Source organism: Micromonospora sp. NPDC049662 (assembly GCF_040675055.1).
Taxonomy (GTDB): domain Bacteria; phylum Actinomycetota; class Actinomycetes; order Mycobacteriales; family Micromonosporaceae; genus Micromonospora.
In genome coordinates this window covers 42,050-61,566 of sequence record NZ_JBFAOC010000006.1, presented here as the reverse complement: position 1 = coordinate 61,566, position 19,517 = coordinate 42,050, and the positions used below count along the sequence as shown (strand labels likewise).

The following is a 19,517-nucleotide window of genomic DNA, read 5'->3' as shown; positions in this document are numbered from 1 at the left end:
TCCTTACGGGAGTGGGACCTCGTGTACAACTCGCCTGCTCGACCCGGACCGCAGGCACCTCGTTCCGATCATCAGGTTGGAGACCTAGGGGCCGGACCCGACGAGATCCGCCGCGTCCGCGGTTCCGCACGCACCAATCGCCGACCGTTCGCCGTCGACCGCGGCGTCTACGCGCACGTCGTCGAATGGGCGAGGACCGGCCCGGAGCGCGTCGCGGTCAGCGAAGCTGGGCGACACCTGAGCTACGCCGCACTCGCCGCTGCAGCGAGTGAGCTGGCGCGCGACCTGACACAACTCGGGGTGGGCCAGGGGTCGGTCGTCGCGGTGCTCGGCGTGCGGCGGCTGGAAACGGTGAGCGTGTTCCTGGCCATCGAGTCGCTTAACGCGGTCTACCTGCCCATCGGTCCCGACTGGCCGCCTCGCCGAGTCGAAAGAGTATTGCAGGACAGCGGCGCCAGCGCGCTTGTCGATCCTCGCGCGCAGGACAGCGGGGAGGCCGACAACGGGCTCGGCGGGAAGCTGCCAGCCGATGGGCCTCAAGTCGTACCAGTTCGCCAGCCGGACGTGGGGGCTGTCGTGCGGCAGGCGAGGTCAGCTCAGCCCTCCGACCGGCGGTATCTGATATACACGTCGGGGTCAACCGGCGCTCCGAAGGGCGTCATCGTCCACCACCTCGGCCTGATGAACCACCTGTGGGGCAAGATCGAGGACTTGGGGATATGCGAGGCTGACAGCGTCGCCCTCACGGCACCTCTCACCTTCGATATCTCGGTCTGGCAGATGCTCACCGCGCTCGTGGTGGGCGGGCGTGTGGTCATCGTGGACGAGAACGACTCCACCTTCGCCCGCCGACTGCTGGCGGCGCTGGCGGCGGGTGGCGTCACCGTCGCTCAGTTCGTTCCCAGCAACCTGTCGTGGATCGCCGAAGAGGTCCGGCGCAGACCGGCGATCGCACGAAAGCTTCGGCTCAGCCGGCTCCTCTCCATCGGCGAGAAACTCCAGATGCGGCTTGCGGAGGAGCTGCTCGAGTTGCTACCGGGCGTCCGTGTGATCAACTCCTACGGGCCGACCGAGTGCTCCGACGGCGTCTCGCACCATTGGGTGACGAGCGACGATTTGCGCCGGGCCAATTTGCCCATCGGTCGGCCGTTGGGCAACTGCACGTTGTACGTCCTACGCCAGTCGAACGGTGCTTGGCACGCGGCAGACCCGGGCCAGAGGGGGGAGCTCTTCATCGGCGGTGCAGGCGTCGGCGGCGGCTATCTACACCAGGAGGGATTGGTTCGAGAGTCGTTCTTTGCCGACGTGTTCGATCCCGACTCACCCACTGGGAGACTCTTTCGGACACGGGACGAAGTCTTTCTCGCAGCCGACGGATCGATCGAGTTTCTGCAGCGGGTTGACCGCCAAGTCAAGGTCTCCGGAGTACGGATCGAGCTCGGCGAGATCGAGACTCTGCTGCACAATCACCCGGGTGTGGCCTCCTGTGTCGTCACCGCCGAGGAACGGAGCGACGTGAGTAGGTCGACCGGCATTGCCCGTGAGCTATTCGTCTACTTTGTACCCGCTGGCGAGGTGCAGGCCCGTGACCTCGAAGGCCACCTCCGAGAGCACCTGCCTGCCGCGATGGTGCCCCGACGGTGGGTGCCCCTGACGGCCCTGCCTCTCACACCCCACGGCAAGATTGACTACCCGGCGCTGTCGGAAGGGAGGGAAGATGGATCCGTGGGATGACGATTTCGAGGCCGCTCTGCACGAGGTCATCCCGCCGGAGCATCATTCGAGCATCAGCCCGACCACCGAGCTCCTCAGTATCGGGCTCGATTCCATGGGCAGCATGCAATTGATCATTCTTTTGGAAGACGCGTACGAGATCGAGTTCCCTCTTGACTACTTGAACCCGGAGGTGCTGGCCACGCCGAGCTCCCTCTGGGCTGCGCTCAGCGTTGTCCGAGCCGGGTCCGAGCTCGGTCCAACATGACCAGACTTGTCGCGCCGGGTATAGGAATCCAAGGGACGGAAGCCATGACGCAGGATGCGCCGCTCGCCTTCGGGCAGGACCTGTTCTTCAACGCGACCAAAGGCCGCGCCACTGGCTGGGACCGGCCACTGTTCATTTCGCTCGGCCTGTTCGGCGACCTTGACGTCGCCGCCTTCGTCGCGGCTCTCCGAGCGGTCGTCGAGCGCCACGACGCTCTCCGCGCGACCCTCCACGACACCGAGAACGGCCCCCGTCAGCTCATCCTTCAGCCCCCCGCCGACCAAGACCTGGTCAAGTTGCAGCAAGTACTAGCGAACTCCGAAGACGACTTCAAGAAGTACGCGGCTAACTGCTTCGATGAACTCATGCAGCATCCGTACGATCCAGCGACGGACTATCCGTTCTACTTCAAGCTTCTGCGCTACTCTCCCTCTTGCCACATTTTTCTTGGAACCTTCTCGCACGTGTTCCTTGACGCACATTCGCTGTGGCTGCTGACCGAACGGCTCAAGGCCGCCTATGACGAACAAGTGAAGGGTGTCGCACCCGCGCCCGCGCCCGCCTCCTTCTTTGAGGTAGCGCGACGACAGCGGCAACGCTACTATCGGCAGTCCCACTCGAGGAACACCGCGTACTGGCGCGACCGAATCAGCACCCTGCCACCATGGACACAGTTTGTTGTTGAATCGGCGCACGAAGCGGCGACGACCGCCACCGTGAGTACTGTGATCCAGAACGAGTTTTCGTGGACGCCGTCGGACACGATCCGCACCGCCGTCAGTAGTCGCCGGGCATCCGCCTTCCAGGCCGTCATGTGGTCGTTCGTGACGACCCTGTTCGAGGTGACCCCGCAGGACCGAATCGCTGTTCCGTTCCCCGTGGACACCCGAGACCGATCCGACCAAGGGGTCGTCGGATCCTTCACTGCCGCCCTGCCCGCCGTGGTGGACCGCGGTGCCTGTTCCCTCGAGGACGTGCAGCGGGCCATCCTGAAGACGGTTTACCATCGCCATGTGCCGGGCGACGTCGTCACCGGCGCGTACGCCGAACTGTCCGAGACGTGGCAAACCCCGAGACGCAGCACTGTCGTCATGTCGGAACAGGTGCTCGCTGACGTGGGCGCCGCCATCGCGGATCGCAACAACGACACGGGCGATCTAATCATGCGCTTCAACGTGGTGCAGCCGAACCTGCACTATCTTATCGACGGCGTTGAGTTGATGCTGGCGCTCAATGAAAAGCACCTGGTCATCACCACGGCGTTCGATCCTCGAATCTTCCCTGTGGACGCGGCGCAGGAGTTCAGCGACCGGGTGAAGCGGCGTTTCGAGTCGCTCGGCGCGGCAACCGAATCAGACTCGAAGCCTGGGCTCGCCTCCTCGATCCCACCTCCAGTACGGCCCAGTCGCCTGCTTCCCATCGTGGGACGGGGCGGCGATGCCCTCATGTGGGCCGATCCCGAGGCGACAGTGGCGGCACTCGGTGAACACCCCCACGTCACGTCGGCGGTCGTGAAACTCGGGGGGCCCGCTGGCGAGGTCGGCCTCTTCGCGACGGTCACGGTCAATGCTCCGACCTCTGCTTCAGAGCTGCAAGCCCATCTCACCGCAGTCGCTGCGACGCAGCAGCTCGTCCTGCCGCCACAGGAACTGCAGATCCTCACTGATGGTGAACAAGCAGCCGACCAAGCGGCGGGCGGGTGAGCTGACGCGATCTCGGACGCGCCGCGTCGGCGTGCACCCGCCCACCGGCCTCGGGAGCACCGGTGGCACGTTACCTACGGGCCATCCGGCGTACCGACGATCAGACACCTGCCTCCGTAAAGCGTTCCCAGAGGAACGCGCCCGTGATGATTGGCTCGTACATTTCGCCATCGGGGTCTGACGGTGGCAGGGCCGGCTCGATGAGGACGTCATAGTTGGTGCCGTAGAAGAAGGCGCACGAGTATCGTTCACTCGTCCGCGGAGTGAGCACCCTGTGCGGAGTCGCCGGGATGGCACCGTTGGTCCAGCGCGTCAGCATGTCGCCGGCGTTGAGCACGAACGCGTTGTCGACCGGCGGAACGTCGAACCAGCCGTCGCTGCCACGGACCTGCAACCCACCGACGTCGTCCTGAGCGAGGATGGTGACCGCCTCGTAGTCGCTGTGCTGCCCCACACTGACGGTGTTCGCCGGCAGGGATGGACGCTGCTGATAGCGCAGCAGGCGAAGATGCGCGTGCGGCTCCGTGCACCGCTCCCTGAAGAAGCCCGCGGGCAAGGACAGGCCCAGGGCGACGGCGCTGAGCACGTCGTCGGCCAGCGTGCGCATCGCCACCTGATATCGCTCCAGCGCAGGGCGGAACTTCGGCAGGTCGGCCGGCCAGATGTTGGGGGTGTGACGCAGGATCTCCCCCGGCCCACGGTAGCTAGTCGGAACATCCATGCTGCACCCAAAGATGTCATCGTGTACCGAGACGCCGATGTCCGGAAGCGTACGGGCGGGCGAATAGCCGTGGTAGTGGTTGCGGTGTCGTAGGTGCACGGCGTCGAGCTGCTCTGGGCTCAGGCGGAACAAGCTGTGCGCGGCGGAGAAAACGTCGGCGACAACGGCCGGTGACACGCCATGTCCGGTGATGTAGGCGAAGCCGTCTCGCTGGAAGGCTCGGACGAGTTGAAAGGCGACGTCTTTGTCGGCGCCTAGGCGCCAAGCCGAAATATCCACCGTCGACAAGACCCTCTTGGTGTTAATCATGTCAATGCCGTCATCGAGATCGTAGATAACATTTTCGACTCCCTCCTAGGGATAGAGGACGCGAATGTCCTCACTCAGTGCCGCTTTAACGGCACGAGCGTGATCGTCCACCAGGACCTCTTCGTCGTCGTTCGCTAACCCCTGGACCACCGCCTCCGCGACGTAGCGGGGATCATGCTTGTGCCGGACGACACCTCGAGACATATCGGTATCAATCGTGTCGCAATGAACAGCCATGACCAGTGTTCCGCGCTTGCGCAACGACAGGCGGAGCGCGTTGGTCATCGACCAGGCGGCAGCCTTCGACGCGGCGAGTGAGCTGATCGGCGGGGCCGTGGTCCACGCGAGGGCGGACAGCACGTTGACCAGTGCACCCCCGCCGTTTGTCGCGAGGACCGGGGCGAAGGCTTGCGCCACCGAAAGGAGGCCCAGGTAATTGACCTCAAGGTCTCGACGGACGCCCGCCAGCGGCACGGTGAGCGGAGATCCTTCCGTAGAGGCGGCCGCATTGTTAATAACGACGTTGACGTCAGTCAGCGCCTCGGCGGCAGCGGCGACGGCGGCGGCGTCAGTGACATCGAGCCGGACCGGTGTCACGTCGTCGTCAGGCAAGGCCGACGGGTCTCGGACGCCCGCATACACCTTGGCCGCTCCATGGTCAATCAGCGCTCGGGCGAGGGCTCTCCCCAGACCCCGGTTAGCCCCCGTAACGAGGGCCACCGATCCAGTGATCCGCACTGCAGCCCTCCGTTCAGATCTGAGGTGGCCCCGCGTCAACGACCTGCAGAGTTAGGTCGAGCGGATCGAAATGGATCAGCGACTCCATCCACCAGGTCACGCCGGCCTCCGCAAGCCCCTTCAAATCGACATTCTTAGGCTCAGGGTCACCCCAAGCCTCGCTGGCGTTACCCCGGACCGCAACGTCGAACGGACGACCGGGCGGCAGACCTGCGCGGCGCACCGCCTCTGCGGTTTCCCGAACCTCTTTCGGTGTGGGCAAATGATCATCCGGATTGGGGAAAATTCCGTCACAGCCGGCAGCTCGGCGCAGAACCCGTGCGTGTCCGGTTGAACTTGCCATCCAGACCGGAATCGGATGCGGTTCCGGATCACTCCCCTCGAGCGTTACACGGTAATGCGCGCCTTGGTGGTCGCACGCTTCACCGGACCACATGGTCCGCATAACACCGAGCCCCTCTTCCAGCATCGCCGACCGGGTCGCCAAGTCGGTCACCTCCCCGAACCGCCCGAAGTCGCCAGACTCGTCTGTGCCTAGGCCCGTACCAACGATGAGTCGCCCTTGCGAAAGACGGCTCACTGTAGATGCGTGCCGGGCAACGATCCAAGGGCGGCGCCTAGCCAACGGAGTCACCATGGGACCGAGCAAGATACGCTCGGTCGCCTGGGCGATCGCACCAAGCGTTGTCCACGGGTCTGCGATCGGCATCGCATCACTCACGACGTGATCCCACAGGAACACCCCGTCCCATCCCGCCGCCTCCGCACGCACGGCCAGATTGACCAGAACCTCCGGGTCGCCCAGGGGCCCGAACGGCGGCAGGTAAAGGCCGTAACGAAGGGATTTCTCACTCACTAGGAACATCTCCTTAATGGATTTACCGCGCCACCGATCATCGCGCAACACGCTGTTTTATTGTTGCCTGCTTACCTAGTCGTACTGCCCCAACGCCGAGGTGGAAACGGACGCTCAAGCTGGTTCCAATGCAAGATACAGACGCCCCACTTCAGGCGCAATCCTCTCGAGTTGGTCAAATCGCGTTCGAATTGCCAGCATGTCTCGCGAGTAGCGCTGCATGCGTTGACCGTCCATCGTCGCCCCCGAGCCAGCCATCCGCAGTAAGGTCTCGACCGTCTCCGCGGCGAGTTGCTGCGCGGTAAAGTACATGCTCCTCAGCCGAAGCGATGCCTTCTGATCGAAAGGCGCGACGCCCTTGACCGAGCGACTTGCCTGCTCTTCATACAACTGCCCACCTCGCACACAAATCGCCATCGCTGAATCCGCCATTGACAGCGCATTTCCCAACCACCGCTGATAATCTTGCTTGGCAGCGCGTCGTTGACCCGACGAATTCGGCTTCATCACCAAACGCACATACTCGTCGATGGCAGCCAGGGCGGTTCCGCAGGCAACTGCCGTGATATCTCCTTCGCTGTATCCCGTATAGGTTCCTCCGTACAGCGGATTATCGTGCAAAAGCGTGCCTGCCGTATGGCCGTCACAGGCTTGCATGTCGTCGATGCTGATTAGTAAATGATCCGGCACGAATGCATCCTTGAGCACAATGCTGTTGGACCCGCTGCCGCGCAAGCCAATGACTCCGGTCCAGTCCTCGAGGACTGTGTAACCACCTCGGGGTACGACGAACCAGTAAGACCCGGGGCGGACCTCGGGCGGCAGGCCGTCATGTGGCAGGGTGACGATTCCCATGAAATGCGTCGAGTATGGAGCGCCTGAGCAGTAACTCCATTTGCCACTGATCCGGTAGCCGCCCGATGCTCTACTCACCCTGGCCTTGCTCGCGTTGCCGCTGACGGGGCTGATGCAGTAGCCGTGGCTGGTGAAAATTTCGTGCTGCGCGCGTTCCGAAAAGTACGAGCCGATTTGCAGCGAGTGCCCCGCCCCCAGCGCTAGGCACCACGCCGTCGACGGACACCCGCGTGCGACCATTGCAATGACCTTGTAGAAGGCTGCCACCCCGAGTTCCAAGCCGCCGAAGCGAAGTGGTTGCAGCATGCGGTAAAACCCTGCTGCGAGGAATTTTTCGTGCATCTCGGCGCTGTACCGGCTGCGCCGTTCGGTCGTCTCCTGCTCCGCGAGCAGGTTAGGGCGAAGGTCACGTGCAGACGCCAACAGGCGATCTAGCTGCGTCTCAGCATCCGCACCCTGTTGGAACACGTGGTCTGGCGGCTGGTCAATGCGAGTCAGATGCTCCGCAGATGTCACTACATCCCCCGTGTGTGAATCGGCATGCCAACGACCCTCCGCGCCCCGCCCACCGGCAACACGTGCGGGAAGCTACTGCGCCGAGGCCCACGACAACCGCCATCCTTGGGCAGACACCGACGGGAGTCAACACCTATGATCAGCGGCGAGCCCCGGCCACTACGGAGGACTGTTCGGATGGAACGCGGGGAGGCGGGTGCCATGACACGCCGATATACCACCCCTGCCACCCCGGAGCAATCTCGACAGTGGAGACCCCGACGTTTCGCGACCTGCGATGCCACTCAGCCTCGGTCACCGTGATAACTGTGCCGGGAGAGCCTCCGGCATACTTCACAGCAACGTCTTAACCTCTGTCTCTCTACTTCCGCCGTTGGCTTGGACCCTGTTCGACTCCGACTGGTACGAGCTGACGCCCGCCCGGGAATGGGGTGACCGGCCGGACCCGTGGATTGAGCCGGAGACGCTCGCCGACGAACCGGAGATGCTGCCAAGTGCGGGTTGGCGCTGGCACGGCCCGCAGCGGGCGATGCGGGGGCGCGCCTGGGGCGGCAACCTGGAGATCCTGCACTGGTTGCTGGCCATCGGCCGGGTGCCCAGCGTCGCCGAGCTGGCCGGGTGCGTGCTGATTCTCGAGACCTCGCAGGAGATGCCCGACGCGCAGGAGGTGTCCCGGATCGTGCGGAACATGGGAGAGCGGGGCCTGCTCGCCGCCTTCCCGGCTATCGTCGTCGGTCGCGCCATGGCGTGGGACTTCGGCAGGCCGCTGTCGGTGCCGGAACGGCTGGCGTGGGCGACGCGCAGCGGGAGGCGGTCACCCGCGCACTTGCACCATACAACCCGGACGCGGTGGTGGTCTTCGACGTCGACCTCGGTCACACCGACCCGCAGTTGATCATCCCGTACGGCGGCGAGATACGGGTGGACGCGGAAACCCGCCGGATCGCGGTCCGCTACTGAGTGGCTGGTACGACCCACTGCGCCACCACCTTGCTGAGGTTGAGCGGATCCTGCTGTCGCCGAGTGCCAGGTGGTTGCGGCACCTGACAGGTCCGCAAGGGGTGGCGTCAGGGGCTGACGGGTCGCGGGTTGCCGCCGCGGCGGGTGGCGTCAAGGGTTGACGACGGCGAATGCGCGCACCGGGAAGGTGCCCATCCCGGCCACCATCGGTGGGGCGGCGGTGAACCGGAACCCACTCGGCGGCAGCGCGGCCAGGCCGGTCAGGTGCTCGACGATCGGGATGCCGGCGGCCAGCAGGGCACTGTGCACGGGGCGCTCACCACCCGCCGCCGGGCCCATGTCGTCGATGTTGATCGAGTCGATGCCGACCAGGGCCGCCCCGGCGTCGACCAGGGCCCGGGCCGCGTCCCCGGTGAGGTACGGCGCGTCCGGCGCGCCGTACCGCTCGGTGCCGAAGTGTGCATCCCACCCCGTGTGCAGCAGCACCGCGCGCCCCGCTACGTCGTACGGGGCCAGCATCAGCCGGTCCACGGCTCGGGCGTCGGCCGGCATCCGGACCACCACGCCGGGTAGGTCGGCGAGGCGGTCCAGTGACACGCCGGTCAGGTCGTCACCGCCGACCCAGCGGTGAGCGGGCGTGTCCACGTACGTGCCGGTGTTGGCGATCATCTCGATCCGGGCCACGTGGAACTCGGTGCCCGGCGCGTAGGTGGCCCGTGACGCCGCGAAGGTCAGCCAGTCGTCGATCCGCGGCCCCGGCCAGCCGGGCAGGGTGGTCATCCCATCGGTGATCACGTGGCTGAGCTCGACCAGCCGACGGCCCTTGTCGGGTTCTTCGACGGCTACGGCTCGGCCGCCCTTGTGCGGCTCCTCGATGATCGTCTTGGCGCTGATCCGTACCTCGGCGACCATCAGCAGCCCGAGATGCCGTACGAACAACGCCGCCAGGTCGTCGTCGGTGATCCCCTGCCCCGGAATGTCCAGCCGGAATCCCTCGGTGCGCAGTCCGCCGCCGTTGGCGAAGCTCACCTCCGCGTCGAACTGTGCCCGCCACTGCTCACCCATCCCGAAACCCGACCACGACAGCCGACCACCGTCAAGATCTACTCTCGTTCCGGCCGTTTCCGGCTGCTGGGTTCGGGCTGCTGGGCTGCTGGGTTCGGGCCCGCCACCTTTGCCTTAGACCGTGTCTCCAAGATCGTGCGCGATCCAGGAAAGAGTGGGGGATTCGAGACCACTTATCCTGGATCGCGCACGATCTTGGAACTGACCCGTTTCGGGGCTGTCTCGCTAACGGAGACCTTCTTGTTGCCAACGCCCTGACAAAGAGAGGTGCCGTTAGATCCACAGACCCCGGTTATCGGGTAAAGACCGTTGTTGTGGCCAAGCCTCGTCGGGTCCTGAGCAGTTCTCTCAGGCCCAGAGCGCGCCGTTGTTGAGCCGCTCGTGCCACCGGCCGAGCCTGAGGTTCTGCTCCTCGCTGGTGATCTCGATGTAACCGTCGTGGTCGCCGATCCACCAGACACCGTCGTGGTGGACGAACATGTGGTGTCGGTCTCGCGGGGAGAGGCGGCTGGCCCGCTGTTGCTCTTCGTGGTGGCGCATCTCGTCGTGGCTCATGGTCCGCGGTGCGCGGGGCGGGGCGCCGGCGCTGGTGGTGGTCGCGGGTTCGGGGTTCGTGTTCATGGCTGGCACTCCCTTCACAGCTCGATACGAGGGGCGTCGAGGGTTGGGCTGGATTCGCGTGGCGGTTCCAGCCCGGCAACTGGGCCTTCGACTTCCGCGGAGCGGGCGGTAGCGGCGGCCTCGGCTGCGTTGGCGCTGCGGGTGAGCGTGACCGTGACGTGTTCGGAGACCAGGTCGTGGCCGATGGTGACGGCGGTCCCGACTGCGACGGCGGTGACCTCTAGGCGGGCGAGGTGGGTGTAGTGGTCCAGGGTCTCTGGAAGCTGCTGGTGTGGGCCCCAGAGTGATTGGATCTCCCGTGCGCGTTCGACGTTCCAGGCGAGGATGACCGCGTCGATGGGATCGTGGTCAAAGGCGATCGAGACGGCGAGTTCGTAGGTGAGGCGCCGTTCGTCGGTCGTGAAGACGTCGGAGGTCAGCCAGGCCGCCACGTCGCGGGCTTGCTCGGGGTGCTGTAGAAGGTCGGCGATGATTGCGTCTTCGGGGTGCAGGTCGGCGGCGGCCAAGGCCACGACGGTGGGCAGGGACAGGGCCTGGTCCGGATCGATCGTGCTGGCGGGGGCGAAGATCTCCGCTTGGGCGGTGAGGGCTTGGCCGAGGCGGGCGAGGGCGTCCCGGGCGACCGGATCGGTGGTCTGCGTTGCGGCGGTGAGGTAGGGCTCGGCGAAGTCGATGGTGTCGCGGTCGAAGGCCGCTTGGATGACGATCTGGCTGTAGGCCCGAACACGCTGGTCATCCGGGGCGGCGGCGGCGAGAGCGTTGAGCAGGTTGGTGTCGACGTCGGGCCGGTCGACGATCGTGACGACAGCGGCAACGATTCGTCCGGGGTCCTCGCCGGTGGCGGGGGTGTCCAGGATGGCGCTGTAGATGGCCCGGTGGGCGGGGTGGCTGAAGTCTTCGCTGATGAGGTTGTCGGTGATGAGGGGCTGGTTCGGATCGGCGAGGAGGGCACCGAGAACGCCCTGCTCCGCGCGCATGATCAGGTCACTCATGGCGGGTCCTTACTGCTTCGTGAGCTGGTCGCGGACGGTGTCGGCGGCGCGCATCCGGGCGCTGGTGTCGTCGAGGTGGGCGTGGTGGTCGGGGTCGGTACACCGAAGCCACGTCGCGCCGTCGTTGCTGCGGGTCCACCATGTGCCGGCGAGGTGGACGTAGTAGGGCATGCTGCGGCTGTGCGGACGGGCCTCGCCCTGGTCAAGGGCCGTGGCCATCTCCGCGTCGGCGAGCATGTCGGGCAGGCTGCTGGCCGGTCCGAGGGCGGGACTGGAGGCCATCAGTGGCGGCCCGTGGGCGTGCCAGCGTTGGGCGAGGTCGGGGTGCGCCTCGCTCAGTAGAGCGGCGCTGGTGTGACCCGCCCGGCAGGTCGGTGCCCAGAAGTTCCCTGCGGCAGCAAGGGTTTGGCGCAGTTCTCCGTGCCAGGAGCGGGGGGAATGGGCGCCGCCGCTGTCGCGGCTGGTGTAGAGGACGTCGCGCCAGAACTTGAGGCTGCGCAGTTCCTCAACGAGGCCGGGGTGCTGTGGCCAGCACAGCGGCAGTCGCTCTTCTCGGGAGAGTTCGTAGAGGTCGTGGATCCAGGTGACCCAACTGACCAGCGCCGTCCACTCGGCGGTCTGCTCTTCGAGGGTCAGGGCGTGCCACTCGCGGATCGGCCGGACGGGAGCGTCCGATGCCGCAGCGGCCGGTGAGTCGATGGTCATCGCGGGGTCTCCGGGCTGTGGCCCATCAGGGTGCGGGCGTGGCGGACCGCGTTCGCGTACTCCTTGGCGTGTCGGCTCTCGTAATGCCGCGCCATACGGGTGAGGACGGCCGGGGTGGTGGCATGGATGACCAGCGCCTCCCGGCGCTGCTCGTTGAGGGTGCGAATCGCTTCGGGAGACATGGTCTTGCGGTCGGTGACGGTGGTCTGGACGGTGACGCCGCGGTCGTTGCGTTGCGGGACAAGGAGGGTTTCGCGGTAGGTGCCGGCGAGTTGAGAGAAGTCGTCGAGGTCGTCGCCAGCGAGCCCACCGAGGGCGATCTTGATGGTGGAGTTGGCCCAGAGCATTCGGCGGCCCACGGCCCGCCAGCGTTGTTCGGCGGCGGCGAGGTTCTGCAGGACGGCGGTGACGAAGATGCCGCTACCGGCGGCGTAGGACATCAGCTGCGGTAGGTCCGGCAGCGGGACGACGTTGGTGACCTCGTCGAGGATCAGGCCCAGGGGCGGGTCCAGCCGGCCGGTGGGGGCGCGCAGCGCGAGGCGTTTCGCGGTGGTGGTGATCTCGTCGACGAAGGCCGTGACGAGTGGAGCGAGGGCTTCGGCCTGTTGTTCGTCAACGAGCAGATACACGGTGTCGGTGCCGGAGCGCAGGAACGCCTCGATGTCGAAGGATTCGTCGACCGTCCCGGCGAAGACGTGGTGGGCGGCCTCGCCGAAGAGACAACTGGTGCCGGTCTGGACGGTGGCCCACAGGTTGGACCGGGTCGTGTGCGGTTGGCGATAGAACCCGTCGAGCATCTTCAGGACCCCGTCACGGGCACCGTAGGCGTCACGCAGGAGCTTCACAGGCTGGTCGTTGGTGTCGTCGGTCGACCAGGCCAGGACGTCTCTCATGGTCCGGCCGGTGAGGGCGGCGGTGTGCAGCCAGGCGGCCATCAGGTTGGTGGCGGTCATGCCGAAGAACCCGGCGTTGGTGGCGTCAGTGCCCTCCTGCTTGCCGACCTGGATCATCACGCCGGCGCGCTTGCGGGCGACGTCGTACCGGTCGCACCCGGCGATGGGGCTCCAGGCGATGCGGTGCGGCCAGGTGAGGTCACCGGTCAGCTCCATCACCCACGCCGTTCCCGCCCGAAGCGTGGCGGTGTTCTCCAAGACGTCGGGACGTACGGAGGTGACGACTGCGGCGCCGGGGAAACCGCGCAGCCACGGGATGATGACCTGGCTGGTCTTGCCCTGCCGGGGCGGGGCGACCAGGAGCACGGAGGATTCGAGCCCTGCGTGCAGGCGCATCGATCCGGCGTCGCCCAACGGCACCGCGACATCCGTCAGCTTCGGCTTCTGAGCCAGACCAGGCCGCAGGCGCGGGGCCGACCGCAGGACGGCCTCGGCGGAGAGGGTGCGCCGCCGCTGCTGCCGCGATGCCATCCCCCGGGCCTGGCGTCCGTTGCCCCACCGCTGCCACAGCACCGCTCCTGCTGTTGAGAGGACACCGCTGACGAGCACGGCGGCGGTGTAGAAGCGGATCGGGCCCGGCAGCTGGCCCTGGACAGGTGGTGGCCAGGCCAGTCGAGGGTCGCTGAGGTGCCGGGGCAGGGCAAGAGCGATGCCGTACGCGTCGGCTGGGGAGGTCGCCGGCCAGCGCAGCGCCAGCAGCCCGGCGACCTGCCCGGTCAGCCAGATGCCGAGCATGGCCCCGGCGGCCACCGCGACAATGGCACCCACCACCCAGTCAGAGCCGCTGCTGAGACTCCCGCCGAGCCGCGTGGTGTTGCCGCTCATCTACACCGCCATTCGTTCGTTGGTGTAGAACAGCTGCCGTTCCTGCGGGGTGAGGATGGTCTGCACGATCTGACTGGGCTGCCGACCGATCTTCCACAGCGCCCGGCCGACGTGCTCCCCAGACCAGGAGGCGATGTGAGCGCACTCGGTGTCGGTGAGCCCGATCTGGTCCTTGGTCATGGCCAGCGGCGCGGTGTCCTGGCGCAGGCATACCCGCACGTCGCAGGAGGCGATGAGGTTGCTGGCGATGGTGACCTCTTCGCTGCCGGCCGGGCCGACGGCTTCAAAGTCGGCAAGCCGGTGGGTGCTGAGCACCTGGATCGTTCCTTGAGCGCGCGACAGCCGCAGGTCGGAGTCGACCTTGCGGATCATGGCGGGGACGCGCAGGGCCCGCCAGAGTTCGTCCCGGATGACCATGCGGACGGGCCCGCCGGGTTCGTCGACGGCGGCCTGTCCCCAGGAGGAGACGCAGGCCAGGGTCATGGCGACGGTCTCGTCGCCGCGGCCGTCGATGCGGGACAGGTCGACAGTCTGGATCGGGGCGTCGAAGTCCAGGCGGATGGTCGTCGGCCCGTCGAACAGGCCGCTCAACGACCCCTGGACCATGTTGCCGAGAGCGTCGGCCGTCGGGCGGATCATCTCCCGCAGTTCCCCGGTGTCATCGCCACGGACCCGCAGTTCCGAGGCCATGTCCGGCAGCGGGTCGCGCAGCAGCGCCCAGACGGCCGGGATGGTCGGATCGGTGAGGTCGCTGTCGCCGGTGGCCTCGCCGGAGGCGTGCTTGATGGCCAGGGACAGGGCCGCCTCCTCGGTCGGGGACAGTGCCCGACCCAGGCGCATCACCAGCAGCGAAGAGAGCAGGGTGATGCGTCTGCGGTGGATCTCGTCCAGCCGCTCGCGGAGCTTCTCCGTGTCGCCGGGGAGGTTGCGGCCGAGGGGTCCGCTGTCGAGGGGGTTGAGCCGGTTGCCGAGGCCTGGCCCGAGCTCGAGGGGCTCGACGCCGAGGTGACGGGCGAGGGTGGCGTACTCGTTCTTGATGTCACCGAGGACGAAGGCGCGCACGCCGTAGGCCATCAGCCGGTAGCAAAGCAGCTTGATGGTGGCGGACTTCCCGGAGCCGGGTACGCCGGTGATGAGGAAATTCGGATTGGTGATCAGTTGCAGGCGCAGCCACTCGATGGGATGGCAGGAGAAGCTGCCTCCGGACTGGGTGTCGATACCGATGTAGGTGCCAGCTGGGGGCATCGTCTGCCCGTACAGCCACGGGTAGAGGCCCTGCATCTGGCCGGTGGAGGCCCGGAAGACGGGGATCTGCGGGGCGCGGGCTGCCTGCCCGGCGAACGCCCGCGGCCATCCGCGCCGCGGCGGCGTCGGCTCCGGTCGGGCCCGCCTCGGCTTCGTCGAGGCGGCAGCGGCGGGCGTGGTCGGGGTCGGTAGGTCGCCGAGGAGGTCGCTCAGGTCGGCCACCGGTAGGTTGTTGCGTCGAGTACGCCGCAGCATTGGGATCACCACCGCTTCCGGGGCAGGCCGAAGCCGAGCGGGAGGGCGCCCATCACGAAGCCGGTGTCGTGGGCGTACCACATGCGGCGTAGCTCGATGCGGGCTGCGGCGGCGTCGGCCTCCAGTGCCGCGCAGGCGTCCTCGGTCTGGGCCGGGTCGGTGACGGTCACGGTGACGTAGCCGGTGAAGCGGACCAGGCCGTGGCCGGCGGCGAGTTCGGCGTCCTGCGCCTCGGCGCGGGCCAGGGCCTGCCGCTCGTGCTCGGGCACGATCTGCTGGGTGCGGTGGCGCATCCCCACGGCGACGGAGCGGCGGGTCCGCTCCCCCATCACCTTGCGAGACGCCTCGCGCGGCCCGAGGGGTTCGATGTGCATGGAGTACGCCCGTCGGTGCACGCCGTCGCCGAGGAGCGGGGCGAGGACCGTGGAGTAGACCTGGTTGCGGGGCCAGTCGTGGATCCAGTACGTGACGGAGTGGGCGCCGTCGTGGGCGTAGCTGCCCGGGGAGCTGAGCGCTGCGGCGGGGCCTGCGACGGCCGGGTCGACGCCGGCGGGCAGTCCGTCGGCACCCGGGGTGGTGGCGTTGGCGCGGCGTTCGGCGAGGTGCCGGCCGGCGTGCGGGTCGTAGGCGGTGCGGATGACCTCGGCAAGGTCGCGGGGGCCTAGCCAGGACTCGACCTGCAGGTCCGCGCCGGCGATCGACGCGGACAGGGCTCGCAGGTGCCGGGTGAGGATGTCCGCGGCGGCGGCGCTGCCCCCACCTGCGCTCTTGATCGCCCCGGCAGCCCGGCGGTGGTCCATCGTGAACGCCAGGTACGCCTCACGGCCGCTGCTGGACAGGGCAGCGGCGGTGAGCAGACCGCTGGTGACCGCGACGGCCTCGGCAGGGGCGGTGGCGGCGACGTGGTCGACGTGCCAGCGGCGCAGCGCCGCTCCGGACTCCGGGACGATGCGCTGCAGCGCCTGCACCCGCACGATCGGGTTCCCCTCTGTGCACAGCCCGGCCAGCAGCGCGCCCCAGCCGGCGACGCGTTGGTCCCGGCGGGCGGAGTCGACCAGGCTGATTCCGGAGTACCGGACTCGCGCGACCGCGGTGTAGGTGCGGTCCAGACGGTGGTACGCCACCGCGAGCGGCTGCCCCGAGGGTCCCTGCGCCTCCAGAATCGTCAGCGGCGCCAGGACTCCGGGCAGGTCCATCGGTTTCGCGGCCGTCGCGTCGGCCGGGGCAGGAGCGAACGCGGCGGAGAGGAAGCGGTGCCGGGTGCGGGAGCGGCCCCAGTGGTAGGAGGTGAACGCCAGCACCCACTCGTCGGTGGTGCGGCCTCCGACGCGCAGGAACGCCAACGTCGCCAACACGACGGCGAGCGGCCAGAGTAGTGCCCCGGCGGTGGGGCGGGCGGCGGCGAGCGGCCAGATCCCCGCCAGGACGGCGCCGGCGAGCATCGTGACTCGCTGCAGGGTCATCCCGAACAGGAATGCGACCTTCTCGTGCTGCCATCCGAAGTAGCTGCGGGTGCGGTGCTCGGCGGTGGGCGTGCTCACCGGTCGACCTCCTCGGTCGGGTTAGCGGATGGAGAGTCGTGCGGGGCTGGCGGCGCTGGATCGGGTACGCCCGTCCCCCTTGGTTGGGTCGGAGGCACGGCCGAACTCGCGGCGCTGGCCGAGGGTCTTGGCGTCGGGTTGGTCTCGGGGGCCGGTGGAGGCGTGTGGAGCGGCGGCGGCACAGCTTCGGCCGCTCGACTCGGCGCAGATGCCGGAGCGGGTCCGGTCACGTCACCGGAGGAGGCAGGGATCCGAGGTTTCGCTTCAGCCGTTGCGGTAGAGCTTCCGGTGGGGCCGGTTGGTGCGGCGGGGCGGCCAGCGGTGCCGGTGAGGGCGCCAGTCCAGCTGCCGGAGTACCGGGAGTAGCCGGCCGGGCGGGCATGAGGGTTCGCACCGTGTACGCCAGCGTGCCCGGCGGTTTGTTCCATCCGCCCGGCCAAAGAGTTGACCGCCCGCTGGGCCAGGTCGACGCCGGCGGCGGCGACCGCGATCGGCGCGGCGACCGCCCCGAGTGCCGCGGTCGCGCCGCCCGCCGCGCCGGCGCTACCACCGGCCGCGCCGCCAGCGGCGCCGCTCTTGCCGGCAGCCGAGGCGAGGGTGCGAGCCTCACTGGCCTGGCTGAACTGAGCCGGGTTCACCCCGCTCGGCGGGCCGCCGGCGTTCGCCCTACCAGCGGCGAAGCCCAGCATCCCGGCGAGCCCTCCACCGGCGGCGGCCTGCACGGTGGCGAAGGTGAAGAAGCGGGCGATGACCGGCCACGCGACGGCGGCCATGAGCAGCACCAACATGCCGGCCAGCAGGGTGGTCACGTCCTTGGCCCGGGTGGGGTCGGTCGGGTCTCCGAGAACGCCGAAGCCGATCGCGAAGACCAGCGCGATCATCGGCTTGAGGATGATCAGTTGGATGGTGGCCGCGCAGAGCTTCGACCACCAGCTCTGCGTCGTCTCCGACATGTTGCCGACGGCGGCGATGGGCGAGGTGGCCAGCAATACCGCGATCGCGGCGTTGCGCAGTAGCAGCTCGAACCACAGCACCAGCGTGAGCGCGATGCCGACCAGCGCGAGGATGAGCATCAGCGACCCCGAGGAGCCGGTGACCGAGCCCATCTGGAACAGGACGGTGAGTTTGGCCTTGAGGCCGTCGTTGCCGCCCAGGGATCGGTTGATGATGCCGCGAGTGATTTCGTCGGCGGCGATCAGAGCGGCGTTGGCGACGACCATCGTGACGAGGAACGCCAGCACCGCCTTACCTGCGCCGACGAGGCCCTGTGCCAGCGGGGAGCCGTCGCGGGTGGCGACGGTTCGTACGACCTGGAGGAGCAGCAGTAGGGCGGCGATGCCCATCGCCAGCCACCGCGAGATCGCCAGTGGCTGGTTGATGCTCATCAGGTCGAGGTTGGGAAACGCGACGAACGCGTCGGCGAAGGTCTTGAGCAGCGATGTCGCGGCGTCGGCGAACGAGCGGCAGACTGATTCCCAGGCGTTGGCGGCGGCGCCGTCGATGATGCCGCCGGGGGTGCAGCCGCTGATCTGGCCGCTGAGCGGGTCGCAGGCTGCGGCGTTCATGGGGTGATTTCCTGCCAGCCTTGGGCGGCGGCCTCGGCGCTGCCGGGCTGGGTCGCAAGGCTGGTGTAGTCGGTGGTGTCCGACGGGTCCGGCGGGAGGACCTTCCAGTCGGTTGCGGCCCAGTGCAGCCGGATCGGGTACACGCCGATGGTGGAGGCAACCTGCCGGCTGGGCGCGGTGGTGGACAGGTAGCCGAGGACCAGCACGGTCATCGTGTCCGGTGTGGTGTCGCGAAGCTGGTATGCGGCCGGTCCGAAGGTGAGCGACGCGCCCAGCGGCACTGGCCCGGTCGTGGCCACGCCGAGGGTGCGCCGCAGATTCACCGCCCCCTCGGCGAGGTAGTCGCTGGCGGCGGAGAACGAGGGGTCGGCGATCACGGTGGCGATCGTCCGGGCGCGAGCCGGGTCGAGGTTCGACAGCACCTGCGTGAGGTATTCCGTGCCAGCCGCCACCGCACCCGCTGGTGAGTGCGGGTGGCCCACCGCGATGCCCTGCACTGTCTGGCTACCGGCGCCCAGCCGCACCGGCCCGCTCGGAACTGACGTTGAGGAGCCGGTGGCCGTGGGCGGCAACGCGCCCGGCGTCGCCGTTTTGTTGTCGCCGGAGTGGGGTTTCAGCATCCAGACGATCAGCCCGAAGGCCGCGACCAGGGTCGCGAGTGCTCCGCAGGCGATGACGACCCACCGGGCGCGGCGCGGTCCCGGGTTGATGAAGTCGTTCACGGCTCGACTCAGTTCGCTGCGCCGAAGACAGTGTTGACCAGGGGGATCGCCATGGCGGTGACGATCACCCCTCCGAGCGACCAGATGAAGGCGCTCTTGCCCATCTCAGCGGTGCCGGGCCGGTTGGAGAGCTTCCCGACGGCCATCAGGCCGCCCGAGGCGAGGGCGGCGATGGCGCACCCGATCAGTGCACCCCACTTGACGTAGGACAGCAGCAGCGAGATGCCGTTGCTGCCTCCCGTCGGGTCAGCCGGGGCCGGGTTGGGCACGTCGGCGAGCACAGACAGGACGGAGGGAAGGGTGTGCATGACGAACTCCTTGCAGGGCGGAGGGACACGCCGCCGCGACCCCACCGACGACCTAGCCAGCGGTGTTAGCAATCGCGTACA

At 67.7% G+C, this 19,517-nt stretch carries 18 protein-coding genes; 4 read left to right on the top strand and 14 right to left on the bottom strand.

The genetic code is table 11. The features are described from left to right. Window positions 1–21: 21 nt before the first annotated feature. Genes AB0J36_RS06780 through AB0J36_RS06770 form a run of 3 tightly spaced genes read left to right on the top strand, consistent with a single transcriptional unit; the run spans window position 22 to window position 3,684 of the window. Entirely contained in the window at window positions 22–1,734 is a 1,713-nt protein-coding gene (locus AB0J36_RS06780) for an amino acid adenylation domain-containing protein (RefSeq protein WP_363660198.1), read from the top strand. Next, entirely contained in the window at window positions 1,718–1,981 is a 264-nt protein-coding gene (locus tag AB0J36_RS06775; RefSeq protein WP_363660197.1) for an acyl carrier protein, read from the top strand. The genes AB0J36_RS06780 and AB0J36_RS06775 overlap by 17 nt, the downstream gene beginning before the upstream one ends. Window positions 1,982–2,025: 44 nt before the next feature. Further along, entirely contained in the window at window positions 2,026–3,684 is a 1,659-nt protein-coding gene (locus AB0J36_RS06770; RefSeq protein ID WP_363660196.1) for a condensation domain-containing protein, read from the top strand. Window positions 3,685–3,784: 100 nt separating this feature from the next. On the opposite strand, the gene AB0J36_RS06765 is transcribed toward AB0J36_RS06770, so the two are convergent. The 4 genes from AB0J36_RS06765 to AB0J36_RS06750 all read right to left on the bottom strand — a co-directional run bounded on the left by AB0J36_RS06765 (window position 3,785) and on the right by AB0J36_RS06750 (window position 7,679). Then, window positions 3,785–4,714 carry a 2OG-Fe(II) oxygenase family protein gene (locus tag AB0J36_RS06765; RefSeq protein WP_363660195.1) on the bottom strand — a complete coding sequence of 310 codons (930 nt, stop codon included), beginning with the start codon at window positions 4,712–4,714 and terminating at the stop codon, window positions 3,785–3,787. 45 nt (window positions 4,715–4,759) lie between these two features. After that, window positions 4,760–5,452, bottom strand: coding sequence for an SDR family oxidoreductase (locus tag AB0J36_RS06760; RefSeq protein ID WP_363660194.1), 693 nt, complete (start codon window positions 5,450–5,452; stop codon window positions 4,760–4,762). Window positions 5,453–5,465: 13 nt separating this feature from the next. Beyond that, on the bottom strand, window positions 5,466–6,359 hold the full coding sequence (locus AB0J36_RS06755) for an LLM class flavin-dependent oxidoreductase (protein ID WP_363660193.1): 894 nt from the start codon (window positions 6,357–6,359) through the stop codon (window positions 5,466–5,468). 63 nt (window positions 6,360–6,422) lie between these two features. Then, window positions 6,423–7,679 carry a hypothetical protein gene (locus AB0J36_RS06750; protein WP_363660192.1) on the bottom strand — a complete coding sequence of 419 codons (1,257 nt, stop codon included), beginning with the start codon at window positions 7,677–7,679 and terminating at the stop codon, window positions 6,423–6,425. Between the two features lie 373 nt (window positions 7,680–8,052). Between AB0J36_RS06750 and AB0J36_RS06745 the strand changes: the two genes are divergently transcribed. Beyond that, on the top strand, window positions 8,053–8,574 hold the full coding sequence (locus tag AB0J36_RS06745) for a hypothetical protein (RefSeq protein ID WP_363660191.1): 522 nt from the start codon (window positions 8,053–8,055) through the stop codon (window positions 8,572–8,574). Window positions 8,575–8,789: 215 nt separating this feature from the next. Here the strand turns inward: AB0J36_RS06745 and AB0J36_RS06740 are convergent, their stop codons facing one another. From AB0J36_RS06740 to AB0J36_RS06695, 10 genes are all read right to left on the bottom strand, one after another. Then, window positions 8,790–9,704, bottom strand: a complete 915-nt coding sequence (locus AB0J36_RS06740) for a cyclase family protein (protein WP_363660190.1) — start codon at window positions 9,702–9,704, stop codon at window positions 8,790–8,792. Between the two features lie 348 nt (window positions 9,705–10,052). After that, window positions 10,053–10,325, bottom strand: coding sequence for a hypothetical protein (locus AB0J36_RS06735; protein ID WP_363660189.1), 273 nt, complete (start codon window positions 10,323–10,325; stop codon window positions 10,053–10,055). Between the two features lie 14 nt (window positions 10,326–10,339). Next, window positions 10,340–11,317: a DnaB-like helicase N-terminal domain-containing protein gene (locus AB0J36_RS06730; RefSeq protein ID WP_363660188.1), complete on the bottom strand. Its 978-nt coding sequence runs from the start codon at window positions 11,315–11,317 to the stop codon at window positions 10,340–10,342. A 9-nt stretch (window positions 11,318–11,326) separates the two neighbouring features. Further along, window positions 11,327–12,022, bottom strand: coding sequence for a hypothetical protein (locus AB0J36_RS06725; RefSeq protein WP_363660187.1), 696 nt, complete (start codon window positions 12,020–12,022; stop codon window positions 11,327–11,329). After that, on the bottom strand, window positions 12,019–13,800 hold the full coding sequence (locus AB0J36_RS06720; RefSeq protein WP_363660186.1) for a type IV secretory system conjugative DNA transfer family protein: 1,782 nt from the start codon (window positions 13,798–13,800) through the stop codon (window positions 12,019–12,021). The genes AB0J36_RS06725 and AB0J36_RS06720 overlap by 4 nt, the downstream gene beginning before the upstream one ends. Beyond that, window positions 13,801–15,300, bottom strand: coding sequence for a type VI secretion protein (locus tag AB0J36_RS06715; RefSeq protein WP_363660185.1), 1,500 nt, complete (start codon window positions 15,298–15,300; stop codon window positions 13,801–13,803). 5 nt (window positions 15,301–15,305) lie between these two features. Further along, a complete protein-coding gene (locus AB0J36_RS06710) occupies window positions 15,306–16,841 on the bottom strand; it encodes an SCO6880 family protein (RefSeq protein WP_363660184.1) in 1,536 nt (511 codons plus the stop codon). Further along, complete coding sequence (locus tag AB0J36_RS06705) at window positions 16,838–18,406, bottom strand: hypothetical protein (RefSeq protein WP_363660183.1); 1,569 nt, start codon at window positions 18,404–18,406, stop codon at window positions 16,838–16,840. Before AB0J36_RS06705 ends, AB0J36_RS06710 begins: the two co-directional genes overlap by 4 nt. Continuing rightward, entirely contained in the window at window positions 18,403–19,128 is a 726-nt protein-coding gene (locus AB0J36_RS06700) for a hypothetical protein (protein ID WP_363660182.1), read from the bottom strand. The genes AB0J36_RS06705 and AB0J36_RS06700 overlap by 4 nt, the downstream gene beginning before the upstream one ends. Window positions 19,129–19,136: 8 nt before the next feature. Then, entirely contained in the window at window positions 19,137–19,436 is a 300-nt protein-coding gene (locus AB0J36_RS06695) for a hypothetical protein (protein ID WP_363660181.1), read from the bottom strand. Window positions 19,437–19,517 lie beyond the last annotated feature (81 nt).